The 17,580-nt window shown below is 43.2% G+C and carries 12 protein-coding genes; 1 reads left to right on the top strand and 11 read right to left on the bottom strand.

Translation table 11 applies throughout. From position 1 onward, the window contains the following. Positions 1-195: 195 nt before the first annotated feature. The gene (locus tag Bovatus_RS02315) at positions 196-3,576 is read left to right on the top strand and encodes a TonB-dependent receptor (RefSeq protein ID WP_004300353.1); all 3,381 of its coding nucleotides are present in this window, start codon (positions 196-198) and stop codon (positions 3,574-3,576) included. Between the two features lie 130 nt (positions 3,577-3,706). On the opposite strand, the gene Bovatus_RS02320 is transcribed toward Bovatus_RS02315, so the two are convergent. From Bovatus_RS02320 to Bovatus_RS02370, 11 genes are all read right to left on the bottom strand, one after another. Next, a complete protein-coding gene (locus tag Bovatus_RS02320; protein ID WP_004300354.1) occupies positions 3,707-4,807 on the bottom strand; it encodes an endonuclease/exonuclease/phosphatase family protein in 1,101 nt (366 codons plus the stop codon). 77 nt (positions 4,808-4,884) lie between these two features. Then, complete coding sequence (locus tag Bovatus_RS02325; RefSeq protein WP_004318609.1) at positions 4,885-7,506, bottom strand: hybrid sensor histidine kinase/response regulator; 2,622 nt, start codon at positions 7,504-7,506, stop codon at positions 4,885-4,887. A 72-nt stretch (positions 7,507-7,578) separates the two neighbouring features. Further along, positions 7,579-8,793 carry a glycosyltransferase family 2 protein gene (locus tag Bovatus_RS02330; protein WP_004300357.1) on the bottom strand — a complete coding sequence of 405 codons (1,215 nt, stop codon included), beginning with the start codon at positions 8,791-8,793 and terminating at the stop codon, positions 7,579-7,581. Between the two features lie 102 nt (positions 8,794-8,895). Beyond that, positions 8,896-10,395 carry a polysaccharide deacetylase family protein gene (locus Bovatus_RS02335; protein ID WP_004300358.1) on the bottom strand — a complete coding sequence of 500 codons (1,500 nt, stop codon included), beginning with the start codon at positions 10,393-10,395 and terminating at the stop codon, positions 8,896-8,898. Between the two features lie 13 nt (positions 10,396-10,408). Then, entirely contained in the window at positions 10,409-11,263 is an 855-nt protein-coding gene (locus Bovatus_RS02340; protein ID WP_004300359.1) for a glycosyltransferase family 2 protein, read from the bottom strand. 14 nt (positions 11,264-11,277) lie between these two features. After that, entirely contained in the window at positions 11,278-12,435 is a 1,158-nt protein-coding gene (locus Bovatus_RS02345; RefSeq protein ID WP_004300360.1) for a glycosyltransferase family 4 protein, read from the bottom strand. Positions 12,436-12,474: 39 nt separating this feature from the next. Then, on the bottom strand, positions 12,475-13,602 hold the full coding sequence (locus Bovatus_RS02350) for a glycosyltransferase family protein (protein ID WP_004300361.1): 1,128 nt from the start codon (positions 13,600-13,602) through the stop codon (positions 12,475-12,477). A gap of 64 nt (positions 13,603-13,666) precedes the next feature. Next, entirely contained in the window at positions 13,667-14,578 is a 912-nt protein-coding gene (locus tag Bovatus_RS02355) for an SP_1767 family glycosyltransferase (RefSeq protein WP_004300363.1), read from the bottom strand. Positions 14,579-14,580: 2 nt separating this feature from the next. Continuing rightward, a complete protein-coding gene (locus tag Bovatus_RS02360; RefSeq protein WP_004300364.1) occupies positions 14,581-16,035 on the bottom strand; it encodes a lipopolysaccharide biosynthesis protein in 1,455 nt (484 codons plus the stop codon). After that, the gene (locus Bovatus_RS02365) at positions 16,028-17,140 is read right to left on the bottom strand and encodes a glycosyltransferase family protein (RefSeq protein WP_004300365.1); all 1,113 of its coding nucleotides are present in this window, start codon (positions 17,138-17,140) and stop codon (positions 16,028-16,030) included. The genes Bovatus_RS02360 and Bovatus_RS02365 overlap by 8 nt, the downstream gene beginning before the upstream one ends. A gap of 74 nt (positions 17,141-17,214) precedes the next feature. Continuing rightward, complete coding sequence (locus Bovatus_RS02370; protein ID WP_004300366.1) at positions 17,215-17,553, bottom strand: hypothetical protein; 339 nt, start codon at positions 17,551-17,553, stop codon at positions 17,215-17,217. Between the last annotated feature and the right edge of the window lie 27 nt (positions 17,554-17,580).

A 17,580-nucleotide genomic window follows, 5' to 3' on the forward strand; every position in this document is an offset into this window, starting at 1 on the left:
ATTTCTAATGCTTTCTGTTTCAAAATAAAAGGCTCTGCAAATATTGTAGAGCCTTTATCATTTTATAAGGTAGTGAAACGTTTATCTCTCTTAAAAAAATGTAGTATAATCGTAATGTAGTTCTAAATATTATTAATTATATTTGTGCACAGTTTTTAAAAGCAAACAATTTATATTAACTAATCAACTACATTTATGTTAAAGAGAATGCGATCTTTCTTAGTGCTAGTAATGTTGTTTATTGCTGTCACGATGAGCGCGCAGGTTACAACAGCCACGATGAGTGGTAAAGTGACCGCACAAGATGAACCAATCATTGGAGCAACAGTCGTTGCGGTTCACGAACCATCAGGCACTCGTTATGGTACAGTGACTAACGTCAGTGGTCAATTTAATCTGCAGGGTATGCGTACCGGCGGCCCTTACAAAGTAGAAATTTCTTATGTTGGTTATCAAACAGCAATTTACAAGGGAATTAACCTTTCATTGGGAGAGAATTATGTTTTAAATGTTTCTTTAAAAGAAAGCTCTGAATTGTTAGATGAAATCGTGGTGACGGCTTCAAAAAACAGCAATATGAAGAGTGACCGTGCAGGCGCTATTACTAATATTGGAGAAGAGCAGATGGCTATGATCCCTACTGTTGGACGTAGTATGAATGATATTATGCGTTTAACTCCGCAAGGAGCTAACACAGGTAATGGTTTTGCCGTAGGTGGTGGTAATTACCGTCAGTCTTCTGTAACTGTCGACGGTGCTGCTTTCAGTAATTCATTTGGTATCGGTTCTAACTTGCCGGGCGGAGGTTCACCTATTTCTTTGGATGCATTGGAACAAATAGCAGTATCTGTAACTCCGTTTGATGTTCGCCAAAGTGGATTCATTGGTGGGGCAATCAATGCTGTAACTAAAAGTGGTACCAATGATTTCTATGCAACAGCTTATACTTATTTAAATAATGAGAATTTGAATGGTGATAAGGTAGGTGATTTAGAGTTAATACGTGAGAAATCTCAAAAATACCTCTATGGCGCTAGTTTTGGAGGTGCAATCATAAAAAACAAGTTGTTTTTCTTTGTAAACGGTGAATATGAAGATAATGTAACAGCTGGTCCTAAGAGCAGAGCTCGTTTAAGCGACAGTGATGATTGGGGATCTAATACAGCCAATGTGAATCGTCCTACAGTAGGAAAGATGGATGAGATTCGCAACTATTTTATAGACAAGTATGACTATGATCCGGGACGTTATCAGGGATACTCTATCAAGACTCCGGCCTACAAGATCATGGCACGTTTGGACTGGAATATTAATGATAATAATAAACTCAATTTCCGTTTTACACGTGCCCATTCAAAAGATAATAGTGGCCCAACTTCTTCTGTTTCTCCTTTCTATGCAACAGATATTTATGATGGTGGAACAGCAGCTTCCAAAGGATCTGGGAATGTGAATCATAATGCTGCTATGTATTTTGAAAATTCTCGTTACTTCAAGGAATATAACTTTACATCGTATGCTTCAGAATGGAACTCAAAATGGTTAGATGGTAGTTTGAATAATGTGACACGTGTCACTTACTCCTTCCAAGATGAGCCAAGAAGCTATGAGGGAGCAGCAGATTTTCCATCAATTGATATTTTGGAAGACGGTGCTGTTTATGCACGTATTGGACCAGATATCTTTTCTCCGGGCAACTTAGCTCAAGCCAGAACATTTGTTCTCACAGATGAAATGTCTTATACGGCAGGTATTCATAATTTATTGGCTGGTTTCCAGTTTGAGTATAACAAGGCTACAAATGGTTTCCAACAAGCTGGTAATGGATATTATGTGTATAAATCATGGGATAGCTTCGTAAATAATGAATATCCTAAGGCTTTTGCTATCACACACTCTAATGCGGCAGATTATAGCCAATTTAAGGCTGAAATGAAAACTTTGCAATATTCATTGTATTTACAAGATCAGATGAATATTAGTGAGAACTTTAAGTTGACTGCTGGTATTCGTTTTGAGATGCCTAAATATCCTTCTCTAAAGAATAACTATAATGAAGATTTTGCAAGATGTGAGTTTGGCGGAGTAAGCTACTCTACAGATCAAGTTCCTTCTGCAAAGATTTCTGTGTCTCCACGTGTAGGATTCAATTGGGATATTACCGGTGAGCGTAAATATGTTCTTCGTGGAGGTACTGGGCTTTATGTAGGTCGTTTACCATTTGTATGGTTAGTATCTGCGGTTGGAAACTCTAATGTCGGTCAGAATCAATATTATTATACTAAGGTAGCTGATGCAGCTTTGAAACCTCATTTTCAACCTTCTGTATCAGGAGTATTGAATGAATTGTATCCGAATGGTAGAATTGCTGATATTAAAGCTCCTACAGATCCAACTATTATTGATAAAGATTTAAAGATGCCATCTACTTGGAAAACCTCTTTAGCCTTTGATGCTAAACTTCCGGGGGATATTGATTTCTCAATAGAAGGTATTTTTAATAAAGACATCAATCCTGCCGTTATTTCTAATAAAGCTATTAAGCCTTCAGAAGCTACGATCACTTTTAATCCGAATGATACACGTGACTCATATAGCAAATACTCTGATGCTTCATGGACAAACGCAGGTGGAAAACAGAATGTATTCTATATAGAGAATGGTGGTCACAAGGCCTATTATTATTCTATTACTACTCAATTAGCTAAATCTTTTGATTTTGGCTTGTATTTGTCTGCAGCATATACACATTCGAAAGCTAAGGCGTACAGTGATGGTATTGGTGATCAGGTAACTTCTGCATATAGAACAAATACTTATTCTGTAGGCGGTATTAATGAACATGAAACAGGTTATGGTACCTATGTTTCTCCTCACCGTATTGTAGCTTCAGCTGGTTATCGTTTGGAATATGCTAAAAGATTTGCTTCCTCATTATCATTCATTTATGAAGGAATGAATATGGGATATGCTGGTGGTTATGGTTATGCTCGTTATTCCTATACATTTGCTGGCAACATTGTTGGCGATGGTGGAGCTAATAACTTATTATATATTCCTGCTTCAAGAGAAGAGCTGAATAATTGGACATTTGCGGAAAAAACATATAATAGTGTAAATAGAACATATGATGACTATAAATTAGACGGGCAAATTTATAGTGCAGATCAACAAAAAGATGACTTTTGGGCATATATCAACCAAGATAGCTATTTGAAGAAGCACAAAGGCGAATATGTAGATCGCGGTGGAGTGGTTATGCCTTGGCATCATCAATTGGATTTGAAATTTATGCAAGATTTCTATCTTAAAGTTGGTGGTAAACGTCATACTCTTCAATTTGGTGTTGATATTAAGAACTTCTTGAATTTGTTAAATTCAGATTGGGGATTGTATAAGACCGTAAATAATACCAATCTCTTGGCTTACGATAAGGGAAATAGTACTACTGGAGAAGGCAAGGGATATACATTCCAAAAGAATAGTGGCAAAAGATTGACTGAAACGTATACAAAGTATAAAGATTTTAGATCTACTTACTCTGTTCAGTTTAGTCTTCGTTATATATTCCATTAATTCGATAAAATCTCAAAATAATGAAAGGTTGTCTCGTGTTCGGGACAGCCTTTTTTATTATCAGTAAGATTTTGATATAAACGGAATATCTTTAAGGATATGATTATTAGCTTATCATCCTCTTACTCTTTTATAACTTCACCCTCATCACCACCGGATTATGATCGCTATAAGTAAGATCCGGCGAGAAGTAATCCGTACTATTCAGTTCCGGTGAATGGAGAATATAGTCGATTCTTAACAGATGCTTGAAAAACTTGAAAGTATACATATACCCATGACCACTCGTCTGAAAGCCATCCTGCAACTTATCACCTTTTACAGTGTGATAAACATACGAAGACGGCAGAGAGTTAAAGTCACCGCAGATGATAGTAGGATAGGGGGAGGCAGCTATCAGTTGCTTTAGAGTATTAGCTTGTACGGCACGTTTCCGGAAATTCTCATGCAATCCGTCAATCAATCCCAAAGCAGCACGTTCCACCCTTTGAGAATCATCCGTGTGGAGTCCCTTTTCCAGTTTGCGCTTGTTCTGGCTCACTTCCGTTGTTTGGAGATGATTGTTGAACAGGCGGATAGTACGGGCATTAGTCTCAATATCACACCAGAGACTGCAATTTTTCGAATCAGGATAGACGATAAGATTCTCCTCCTTGATGGGGTAGCGGCTGAAAACAGCCAGCTGCAACAAATGTTTTCCTTCGGGAGAAATAGGGATATAATAATACGGCCAATCAGAAAGAACCGCAGCTATACTGTCTACACCAAACTCATCATTAATGCCAAACTCCTGAAAACAGAGAATATCTGCTTGCAGATTTCTCATGTAAGAGGCTATCTCTTTGCATGAATAACCGGTATGCTCATGATTAAAAGCGTCAACATTGTAAGTAGCAACAGTTAAAATACCAGGAGTATACGCATTCATTTTGACCATTGGAGCCGAAGCCGGGCTGAAAAAAGAAGATTGAATCACACAACTAATATAGCTCCAGTTACTGAATATAGCAATCAGAGGGATGAAAACCCAACACCGCCAACGGATCGTCCAGTAGATGACAGAAGCAAGATTAGCCAACAAAAGTATCGGTAACATCAAACCGATGAAAGGCATAAATTTGAAACTATCCGGTGCGGCATTACCTACGAAGGCGCCCGCAATGGTAACTCCTGCCAAAATACTGGTCAGCACGATGGATATGTAATAAAACAGTCTGTAAAAGGCTTTCATCTAATCTAAGTTATTGGGTGATTATATCACTATTAAAGCGTTTTCTATACAATATGTACTCTATAATATGTGCCCTTTTACGGAGGCGACAACCATTTATGAATCATAGCTTTCAGCTTATCATCCGCTATCGGTTTAGCTATAAAATCATTGCATCCGGCCTCCTTCGCCGCTTTCCGGTCCTGCTCATAAGCAAAGGCACTTTGAGCAATGATAGGAACAGTGGCAGACAGCTCCCGAATGATTTTCGTTGCCTCCAATCCATCCAAATTCGGCATTTTAATATCCATCAGGATAAGATCGGGTTTCACCTCATCGAACATCGTGACAACCTCCATTCCGTCATGCGCACGAATAATCCGGTGCTCCTTACCTAAGATAGCCTCCAATAAATCAAAGTTACTGTCCGTATCTTCGGCAACCAAAATACAAGCATGCCGTGTATTTACAGCACTGCTCATACCTCCGCTTGTCTCATCATCATTCTTTTTCTCCGAATCTACACTCACGGATTCTGCAACCGTATACGGCAAAGTAAATGTAAACGTCGTTCCCTTACCAAATTCGGAGCTGACGGAAATCTTGCCCCCGAGCCGTTCAACGATAGACTTACAGATAGATAATCCCAACCCAGTGCCCTGTGCATGATTGTTCAGCTTGGCAAAACGTTCGAACACACGACCCACTTTCTCCGGCTCAATTCCTGTTCCGGTATCCGTTACGTGGAAAACAATCTGGTTATCCACCAGCTTATAACCATAACTGATACTTCCTTCTTTCGTAAACTTAACAGCATTCCCAATCAGATTCGAAATCACCTGGAATACCCGATTCTTGTCCGTTTCAATCATCAGACTCTCGTCCGAAGACTCATAGACAAGGCTTACTCCCTGCGGAGTACGGAATATATGAGCATCGTACACTTCCCGGCAGAGATTATGGAGACTAGCCGGTCCGAAGGAAAACTCGATAGTTCCCGATTCAATCTTCGAGAGATCGAGAATCTCGTTGATAAGTTGCAAAAGACGCTCGTTGTTCGCGTTTACGATGTTGTAGTACGTCTTTCGTTCTTCCGCATCATCACTTTCGGCAATGAGATGCGAGAACCCCACAATAGCATTCAGCGGAGTACGTATCTCATGACTCATATTGGCAAGGAAAGCTGATTTCAAACTATCAGACATTTCCGCCTTTTCCTTCGAAGACAGTAGCTCCCGCTTCATCATTTCCAGTTCCGTGACATCCCATTCGATGCTGACGATGATAGGCGAAGACAGTTCGTCCCCATCCACCCGGATTTTCCGCTTGTCAAGGATAATCAGGTTTCCGTTCCGATCCTTTCCTTCCACCGTCCAGTGCATACCTTTTCCACTGGTGGCCACTTGAATATCCTCCTGTCTCTTCTTCTCGGCCACGATAGGCGGATAGAAATCGAAGTCATTCTTACCGACAGGATCGTTCTTGTAAAGATCGCGGTTATAAGCCTCCCGATTTCGATAAATGTACCGGAAATCATTGTTGATCTCCTTCACAACAATCCCCGCGGGGAGATTATTGATTGTCGTATCCATGATTTGATTGAGCCGTTTGATTTGGGCTTCGTATCGAATCCTCTCGGAAATATCATGAGCAAACGACCAGTAACTTTCTTCTCCGGAGTCATTGGTGACGTTGTACATCGTACCTTCGTAAGCCAATATACCTTTATTGATTTTCGATGGATGATGAGCCACAAAGTTACTGCTGCCACCGTGTATGACATCTTTACAACGTTCGTCCCAAGCCTCTTGCGTAGGCATATCTGCGGCGACATTGTAGATTTTCAACTGACTGATATCCTCACTTTCGGGAATACCGTGATTGTGCAGGAAACGACGATTGGCGAAGATAATCGTGCCATCGGGTCTGGCGGCAAAGATACTCTCTTTGGCGTTGTTGATAGCGTGCGTCAACGTATTGATGTCATTTCTGCGATGCTGTATGTCCGTAATATTCTGAATATACCCCTCGATGTTGAAACTGCCGTCGGGGCGCTCTTCACGCAAATAAGTCTGGATACGCATATAGAAGATTTCCCCGTTCAGTCGGACGCGATAGCTGATGCTCTCCATGTTGAGCTCCCTTTCGTTCACCCGACACCATTCCCTGAAACTCTGACGGTCTTCTTCTACAATCAGTTCCACATATTTTTCAATGGCGAGATTCTGCACACTTTCCTCACACAAAACGCCTGTATAACCCAAATAATGGAAAATATTCTGATTCGTATTGTACGCCCATTGTCCTATCTGGGCTACCTTTTGGATGGCCCGCAGGGTGAGATTTGCTTGTTCCAACCGTCTTTTTACATTGCTTCTTTGCGTGATGTCGCGATATTGGCAAAGCACCATGCCATCATACGGAAACATGAGGCATTTGAAGTAGAAAATTTCGTCATTCAGCACCAGCTTGAAGTTCTTGCTGATGCTACGCTGCTCTTCGAGCACAATCTGAAAGATGGGCATCACCCTCTCTCTTGTATATTCCGGTAAAAGCTCAAATATATTTTTTCCTAAAAGTATATCCTCTTGCAGAAACCATAGATCACAATGAGGCTCAATGTCTACGCAGACGCCATGCCTGTCAACCAATAGCATTGTATCTGCCGTCAGTTTCAATATTCTTTGTGCGTTATTCGCATCATGTAATATTCTGTCCATGTCTGTTTTTTATTAGATGATAGAGACTTATGTCTTATAATTAAGGATAACAAAAGATAATAGCGTTTGTTCTTACTTTTCAGCGCGCTTTGCCTTTTCCCAAGCTCCGCTTCCTTTTTTCTTCTTGAGATAGCGGATGCCTTTCAGCACATTGACATTCATAAATAAAAAGTAGTAGGGGATAAAGAGCAACTTGTTTTTTATCTGTTTCGTAGACAGGTAATATCCCCAATATCCCAATCCGTAAAAAAGAACCTGCATGGCAAGCAGCACTCCGTAAAATATCGTGGAACCACCCAACAGCAGAATCGCAATATTCAGCGGGAAGAGCGCAAACAACAGGAACGGAGTAATAGACCATCGCAATACCCGGTGCGACGTATATTGAAAGCTAAGTATCCCGTATCGGAAGGGATTCAGCAACGGACGAAGCCGCCAGATAGACTGCAATCCTCCCGCAGCGATGCGCACTTTTCGCTTTTCTTCTTCGCGCATATCCGCCGAACCACTTTCGATGGCATAAGCATTCGTACAATAAGCGATGGTGTAACCTTTCATTGTGATCCGGAGTGAAAGAATAAAATCGTCGAGCAACGTATCCGGCTCCATCGCTTCGAACAGCTCGTTACGTACGGCAAACAGTTCGCCTGCTGCTCCTACGGTCGAGTAGAGCCGTGCATCAAGTGCTTTCAGGGTTGATTCGTATTTCCAGTAAATACCTTCACCACCGGCAGCCGCCCCGTCTTTGGTCTGCACGGCAATCCGTTTTTCACCAGCCACGCAGCCCACTTTCGGATCCTGGAAAGCAAGCACAATTTCCCGTATTGCCTCCCGGTTCACTATCGTGTTGGCATCCGTAAAAACAACGAGCGGAGTGTCCACCAACGTCATTCCACGTGTCATTGCAGCCGTCTTACCTTGCCGGAGCGGTTGGAAATGTACGGTCGCTTTCCCCTGCCAGCGCGTCTGCAATCGTTCGTTCGTACCGTCATCGCTTCCGTCCGTCACCCATACGATGTGCAGCTTGTCCGCAGGATAATCCAGCTCAAGACTGTTTTCCATCTTCTCGTCCACTACATCTTCTTCGTTGAATGCCGTAATGAAGAGGGTAACTTCCGGCAGGTCTGCGTCCGATGCCGGCAACGAACGTTTCACAGGCTTCACGAAAAGCTCTTTCAACTTGACAAGAATATAAAGCACAATTCCATAGCCCAAATAGGTGTAGAACACAACGAACAGGGCAAGCCAGAAAATAATTTCAAGACAAAGGGTCATGGTTTCGTTCATAATTATATTTGTTTATTACTTCTTCTTTTTCTTTCTCTACGTTCCATCTTTTTTATTCGTTTATGCCCAAATAGCTTAACAGTTCGTTTTGCGTCCGGCCATTTATTCGATTCGTTTCTTCAACTCCGTCTTTTTATCCGAATCTTTCAGCATATTCACAAAGTAGTTGGCGTCCGCTTTGGCAGAAACATCTGTCGGATTCGCTTCATATCGTTTCACGAAATTCTCGGCGTGTTCCGCCAGGTATTTTCGGCAGTCGATATTTAGCATGAAGAAATCTTTATGGTCACCATAAGAGAGTCCTGTAACATCTTCATTTGATTTTATGCTTTCAATGTCCCCCATTTTAAGCCCGAAAATATTTACAGTCACGGAAGGGTAATAGAAAGGAGCGGAGTCCTCTCCATTCAGATTTAGTGTCAGTTTCCACGTGTGCGTATTTACCTGTTTGATTTCCGGTTTGCTGTGCAAACGATAGTAATAATATTCATAATATTCTTCCTGGTTGGTAAACCACATAGAGTCGTCACCATCTCGTCCGTATGTGTCGTTGAGCCATTCCAAGAAGTTTACCCAACCAGTATCTGTATTATGGGCACCTATAGAAATAGCTGCCCGCTCTTCTTTTGGATTTTCCATTTCCTTGAGAATAGCCGCCTTAATCATATCCGGATTTGTCAGCCCGCTACCTTCGGGTGGGTCATAGAAAGCTCTTTCGATCACTACTTGTTCAATATCTCCGTTTTCTTGAAATGGATAGAGTTTTGTAGCTCCGCTTTGTGCACACAGGGTTCTGATTTTATCATATCTCAAAGCCGCTTTGATATAATTTTTATCTCCATTAGGCTCTGCCAGCATTTTACAAGTTCGATTATTCAGTTTCTCACGTATCATGCTTTGAGCAACAGGAAATTGTGCCAGCAACTTATCTTCTGTTTTATCTTCGTCAGGTAGATTCAAGTCATGGAAAGCGATGCTTACTCCGTAATTCATCATTTCCTGCAAGTTGCCCCATACTAACATTGTCTTTTTATAAAAGCGGAAATAATCTCTTGTATATCCATTTTGTACCCATGTTTGTGTGTTCATTAAATCATCATCGGCAGCCACGGTAGTTCCGAAAGAGAAACGTACTTCCTGTCCGGTACCATTGGTGGTAGCTAATGTTTTTCCTAATGAATAATAATCAGGAGGCAAATCACCGTTTTGCAGATGAGCCAGATCGCAGTAGTAAATATAAGATAAAGGTTTGCCATGAATGGCAGCCCATGTATATGAAAAGGCTGAATGCATACAGTCGTCTTGTGTCATCAGAAACAGCCAATCTTTGTTATATTTCAATGTTGGTATTTCCGTATACAGATATCCTACCTGTCTGTCTGCTTTCAGGTGAATGGTTATTTCTATTTCTTTATCGGCTGTTTCATTACCGAACGGGTATATGAATTCCGTTTCGCAGATGACATCCCGCCTCTTTCCATTATCCTTGTTTTCATCCTCGTCTTTATCTCCTTGATATAGATTCAGTTTGCGGATACATCCCGACATAACTAAGCCAATAATTAAAAATAAAACGATACCGATATTGAGATTCTTGCACATAGGCTTTCCTTTCTTACTTCTTTTTTACTAGATTACTCTCCTCATCCTTATATTCCTTCTTTTGGGTGAACAGTCCTCCGATACCTTTTAATCTGCTGACGACACGCACCTTGAAACTATTGAACAAAGTTCCGTCGGCTCCCACCGTCCCATATCCGGTGACGGCACGCGCACGTCTTTTCCGTACAAATGCAATCTTTCCAAATTGCTTGAGCTGCAAAGCCAGATATCCGTCTTCACCGCGGATAATATCCGTGCGGATTCCCGTTTTCCTCGCACATTCCGTCCGGTAAGCAAATACCAGTCCGCGCACACTAAGCTCCGGACGCTTGAAAGACTGCAACCATAAATGCAAGTCGCGTGCAGCCTCATAGATTTTCAGCCCCATCCAAGAGTGATCCTTGTCGGGAATATAACTCCAAAGCGAGCTGACAGCCACTACACCCGGCTTTTCGAGCGCATCCACCATTGTTTCCACATACTTTGCCGGATACATCGTGTCAGAATCAATGTTGATATGATATTTTCCACGGGCATGGTTCAGTCCGCAAAGACGGGCAAAACCACAACTATGTTGCGTTTCCGTGAAATAAGGCACACCGCAAGCCTCGTAAATCTCCGCAGTGCGATCTTTCGATTCGTTGTCCACACCAATGATTTCTACAGGATATTTACATTTCATCTCGCTCAACGACCAGAGGCAGGCAAGCAGATGTTTTTCCTCATTGTATCCGATGAGTGATACAGTGACAAGCGGTTCGTTACTCTGCAATCCGGCCAGATTGCGGCGTACTTCCTCGATAACGGCTTGCGGAGCTTCCGCAAAAGGTTTCTCATAAACCTGTAAATACTTAGAATACCATTCCATAGATATTGAATGCTTTATTTGTTTTCATTAACCGGGATAATCAGGCTTTCAAATAGTTGTTTCCATTGTTCGGCAATATTTTCTATTCGGAAGCGCTGGACGTCCATACGCGCCTGCTGTCCCATTTTCTTACGTATATCTTCATTCTCTATTAAATAAGAGATTTTCTCCGCCAGTTGTTCGATATTCCCGTCTTCTACCAGCAGACCGTCTTTTCCGTCGCTGATAATATCCTGCGGGCCGCAGGGACAGGTGAATGATACGGGCGGCACGCCACATGCCATTGCTTCTATAATAACCATTCCAAAACCTTCGAAACGTGATGAAAGGGCAAAAATTGAACTTTCACAGTACTTGTCGACAATATTGGAAACAGTAGGTTCCAATATACAACTGGCAGTGATTCCTAAAGAGTCAATCTGCTGTTGCAGTTGCTCACGCATACCGTCTCCGTAGATACGCAGTATCCAGTCGGGATGCTTTCTGGCAACGAGTTGCCAAGCCGGGATCAGGCGGTCGAATCCTTTCTGCGGAACATATCTCCCTACCGCTATTACCTGTTTATGGCTATTGTCAGATATTTGGTCGGGAAAAAAAGGAAGAGGGTTATGGATCACTTCAACATTATCCAGTTCCGTCCATTCCTGTGCATCCTCGTGGCTCAATACGATGAAACGTTTCAACTGGCGAAGTTGCCGGTATAACTGCTCTCTCCAATAATTGCTTACGATTGCCCGTAAGAATGCGGGCAGACGGCTGTTGCTGAAATCTCGGTAATTAGATTTGTTAAAGTGTATTTCACCCAACTTTGTGCTGCCGTCCGTCATCCGATTGATGAAATTGATGTCACGACGGAGCAGGGAGATAGTAATGTCCGGACGAATTTGGTGCAGACATTCGTTGAGTTTCTTTTTAAAACGTCCTTGTTTCGCAATATATTTAGGTAGTTTTTTATAGAATGACATTCCGTTCAATTCATCATAATCAATGTCAAGTTGATGAAGAGTGATGGACGGATGCAGTTCGTAGTACGGTTTCTTGCCCTTGCCGTCTGTGAGGATGATATGTATTTCATAACCAAACACTTCGGCGAAGTAATTTGCTTTCAGGGTCAATACCCGTTCCATGCCGCTAGGGTAGTAGAGGGCGGGGATGCAGTAGGCTATTTTCATGTTTATCAGAATATTGTTTGTTATTAATTGTGTTTTTGTTTATTTATCTTTGGTCTTTATGGCGTCGATCACTTTCTGCATTTGCGCCTTCCACGATAGCGGGCAGACCGATTCGCGTATCTCGGCAGGCGTCATTTTCAGCGTTTTCCGGAAGTCGATCAGTCCCTGAATATCCACCGGAGATTCGTCGGGTGCCACCTTCCATACATACGGCATGTGGTCGAAGTCGTCGTCGGTTTCCGAGTAAGTGAACGCGAAGCCACGTGCGGCATACTCGCGGTTTTTCAACGTTTTGATATACGTAATTCCGCTGCGGTGGCGTCCCAGGCTGCCAATGGCAAAATCTGCTTTTTCGAACATCGCATCCAGTTCGTCGCCATGCAAAGGACCATGCAGAAGAACATACGGTTCGAGATGGTTGTCACGGACAACAGGCAAGATCCCCGCCCGTTCCCGTTCGCCGGACAGCGGGCCTACAATATGGAAATATACTTTATATTCCGGATTGTTGCAGTAATAATCTGCCAATCCGCGCACAAGGCGGTCGAAGCCGTGCCAGTAGTGCACTTCCGCCACTCCGATCAAGTGCAACTCTTTCGATGTGTCATTCTGCTGCTTCTTCATCGGAATCGCCTCAAAATCAATTCCGTTGGAGATGCGTATGGTGTTTCCGCCAAATATTTCTTCCGCATTGGAGAAAGTGACGATACCGTCCAGAGCCTTTGCGAGCTTGTGACGGAAACAGCGGTCGATGGCTAGATGAAATTTCATGGAACGGGTGACGTACTCCTGATCGTAAGGATAAGTAGGAATTTCCATCACCACTTTTGCGCCTGTACGTTTCAACGACTTCACCAGCCGGAGGGTGAACGGACTGGCATTGTGAAAAGAGCGCATATATACAAAGTCGATTCCTTCGCGGCGTGCATAGTCAAGAATAGGAGAGTAGTAGACACGTTTCCAAATCTTTGCGGCAAAGCCCGTGCCGAAATCGGCGATCACTTCGTCATCCACCATCCAACGCCGTTCGCCATAAGAGGTCACATCATAATGACACAAGCGAACATCCACTCCACAATCTTTGAGGGCTTTCACCTGATAACGTATCTTCTTACTAATTCCGTTGGCCTCATTGAAGCCGTGAAATATAAGGAAAAGAGCTTTCATTCTTATTTTCAGTATTCAATAATTGTTTATTCTGTTTTTTCTTTCTCAAACTGTTTTTTCTTCCTCAAACGATTTGGGCGATGATTTGTTTCCGGTATTCTTCTCCGGCATCCGCCACTTCGCTGCCAATGGCAGTTTCGTTGACATATTTTCGTTCCAGTTTCACTTTTTTATGGGCTCCCATCCGCCACCATTCATACTCTACGTCCACATGACCAACGTCGATGGCCTGATAGCCGGCTTTAAACAAATCGTAGGCCAACACAGTGGCTGCGGGGCCGAGGGCAATCAGTAACAAGGCTTCTTTTTCCACTTTGCAGGCTTCCCGCTTGATGTCTTCCAGGCGTTCGAATGCATCTCTGGGCGGACAAAGAATACGCCGGATGCTCCGGGCATTATCGAAAAGATCGTTGCCCACTCCGAGCCGGCTTTTCTCCCCTTCGATGAAGACGATGTCCCGGTTGTCCCAAATGCCCTTCATGTCGTGAAACCATCGGGCGGAATCTTCTTTGCGGGCAAAATCCATATACGGACGGGTGACGAATGTATTATAATATTTTCGTCCCGCTACCAGCAAACGGTCCCACCAAGAACCGTACAGATAAAAATGAGTTCTCCAGAACCGGCGACTTTTGCGATTGTAGCGATACAAATCGCGGAATGCGTCGGAGATGCAGACAATATGTCCTTCTTCGTGACTTTGCAGCACTTCGGTCAGTCTTTTAGCCAATAACGGATCACCTTTCTGGAAACGGATTTCCTTTTCCGGACTGGTGAGCAACACTTCACCGTCGCCAAAACGGCTGACAGAGCAACGGTCGTCGATGATTTTACGTATCGTTTCGTCGATGGAAGCTACTTGCGGTGTGATTTTTCTCTTTTTTCGCAAGACGATGTACCAGAAATTGTACCATTCCACAGTGCTACCATAACTTATTTTATAACGTAGCGTTATAAAAATGTCGCGTATATTCATAGCTATAGACTTTTTTTTCTTAACGACCGCACTTTACCGATCATGTCATACTCATGCGTCATCTGTATATAAATGCCAAAGATAATAAAACTAACGATACCTTTAGCAATAATTGTCACAAAAATATTCATCCCTTCCAGTGCATATTGCATTGGAATGAGGGCTAATGCTATCAAAATGCTAATCACCAACGGAGAAATAAGCTGACGGATGAACGGCCAGGCACTTTGCCGGAAGGTCACCCGGTACATCTGCCAATAACACTGTATAAAGTTGATGGTGAATGTCACCACAATGCAACTGGCCACTGCTGTCAGGGTTCCGAAATGGAAGATGCCGAGCAAAATTCCCGCCACGTTGAACGCGGACGAAAACACTCCGCACACAAACAAACTTCGTGTATCGCCTGCCGCCTGAAAGATGGAGCCGGACGAAGAGAGTATAATCTGAATCCCTACGGAGAGCGACAGTATCCGGAACACGGGTACGGACGGCATCCATTGATCGCCAAAAATAATAAGCGTCACTTCCTCTGCCGTGAAGAAAAGCAGCACGCTAAGCGGCAGACCGATAAAGGCGAGGAAACGGACGATGCGTTCGTAGGAACTCAACAGTTTTCCCTTGTCATTCTGGAAATCGCTGAAAATAGGGTGCATCACCGGAGTGATTACCTGCGTGATATTCTGCAAGGGCAGCATCATCAAACGATACGATTTTTCGTAATATCCCAGATCGGACATACTCATGTATTTGCCAATCAGCAGTTTGTCCAGATTGCGGCTGAAATAGTTGATGACATTGAACAGGAATTGATAGGCGGAATAGGAAAATATCTTTCGGAGTACCGTCAGTCCGAGTGTGAAACGCAACCGTTGCGGGTAACGCTGAAAGGAAATTACGAAGATCAGTACGCTGGATACGATTGGATTGATAATCAATGCGTACAATCCTGCTCCGCAGAGGGCGGCGGTTACCGCGGCTGCACCTGCCGAAATCTGAATGACGAAGCTACGGATAGCAATGAATTTAAATTCTTTGTTCCGGTAGAACATGGCTCCCGGCACAATGGTGGCGGAGGCGAAGAACAGGTTGACGGACAGCAGTTGGCACAGGATGCGCAGGGTGTCACTTTGGTAGTAATCGGCGATGATCCACGAAGAAGCGAAAAACAGAATGCTGATTCCGATGCCCGTCCATATAGTAAATGAGAAGATGTCCGACAAATCATCTTTAGTCAGCGATTTGTGCTGCACGATGGCGGGAGACACTCCCATGTCGGTGAGAAGATTGAAGAAGGCGATGATGACGGTGGCAACAGCTACGATGCCGAAGTCGTCCGGTGATAGCAGACGGGCCAGAATTCCTGCCACAACAAGGGATATGACGACGCCACTGTATTTGGCCAGCGCTGTGTAAAATACCCCCGAAAATAGTTGACTCTTAATGTTATTAGCCATTGATTGCTTGTTTATATGTTTGCGCGTATGCTTGTCCCACTTTGCGGATGCTCATGTTTTCCATACCGTATGCGTAATTCACTTCCCCTTGTCCCCATGCGGCAAGCCGGCGGGCTTCTTCGAGTGCTCGCAGGATGTCTTTCTTGTCGTCGGGATCGAAAGTCGGGTTACCGGTTTCGGAAAGCAGTTCGCCGATGTTTCCCACCTTGGGACCCACCACGACTTTGTGGTAGAGGAAGGCGAGGGGGACATTACCCGAATTCAGTATATCTTTCCGCTGGATGAATATCACGTCTGAAGCAGCCATATAGTAGGGCAGATCGCAGTTGTCTATCAGCTCGTCGTTGGCTCCCGCCTGTAGTTTATACATACGGTTGAGCAGCGGCATGAGCAGATAGTATCCGGCTTTTGAAATCCATCGTTTGATGATATTCCTGCCATAGCTGTTGCGTCTCGAAAAGGGGTAGAGGCGCGGAGCCAGCAGCATCTTGTGCTCCTCGTCCCAGGCGCGGAAAGCTCCGAGCACCATGCGTATTTCTTCACGGTTGCGGAATTTTCCGAAAGCCGTGACGATGAATGCATCTTGCGAGAGGTTGAGATACTGACGTGCACGCTCTACGCTGATATCTTCTTTATAGGTATACTGGTAAATGTGATGAGGGATAATAACATTTTGACTGTCAGGATACTTCGTGAGAAATTCGTCCCGGCTAAACCGTCCCATGTGTACAACGATATCACTCTGCGATTCGATAATGTCATAGGCCCGGCTGATGATTCCGTTTGCGTAATGCGGACGGACATTGTGGCGTGTGTAGACAAAGCGCGTTCCCCCGGAACGAAAAAAACTGATTCGCTCTTCCAGACGCCTGATGATATCAGGATCGTTGCATGTCCATCCCACCACTTCTTCCGGCCACTGGAAATGTATGATATCATAATGCTTATCCGAGTCCCAAAACTCTTTTGTGGAACATCGCACGTCAATTCCAGCCATTCTGATAGCATCGCATAAGATAGGAACAAATAGATTGTCGGTTTCTCCGTTTTCTCTGAAAACGATCAGTGCTTTTATTGATTGGCTGTCTGTTTCGCTATCATTCATTTTTTAAGTTTTAAAGACTTTTATTACATTGCAAATGTAATAAAACTTATGATAAGTTTCTTCTTTTCTGTGTTTTAATTGCAGTTTAAGTTGCTATTTGAGGAAATCTGAAACAGGTCTAATGTTTTTATAAGCCGTTTTTCTTCTTGGGTATAAGGAATGTGGTGACTTTCGATATATTGCTTGAGAAAGATGCAAGCATGTATGAAAATGTCTGTCTTCATATAGCTGGTGAAATTTGTGTAGCGGTGGTAGGAGGCTTCACTGATGTTGATATGAACGCAGAGGTCTCCTATGACTAGCTGTGACGTTTTCAGGAGCTCTTTTATCAGCTTTATTCTGTTCTGATAATGCTCGCTTACTATTTTATTTTCTTCTATTTCTTCCAAAGTTTGGTTGCGTTTTGTATCCATATTGTTTGGGGGTATTAATAATATTTG

This window comes from Bacteroides ovatus, from assembly GCF_001314995.1.
Classification (GTDB): Bacteria; Bacteroidota; Bacteroidia; order Bacteroidales; family Bacteroidaceae; genus Bacteroides; species Bacteroides ovatus.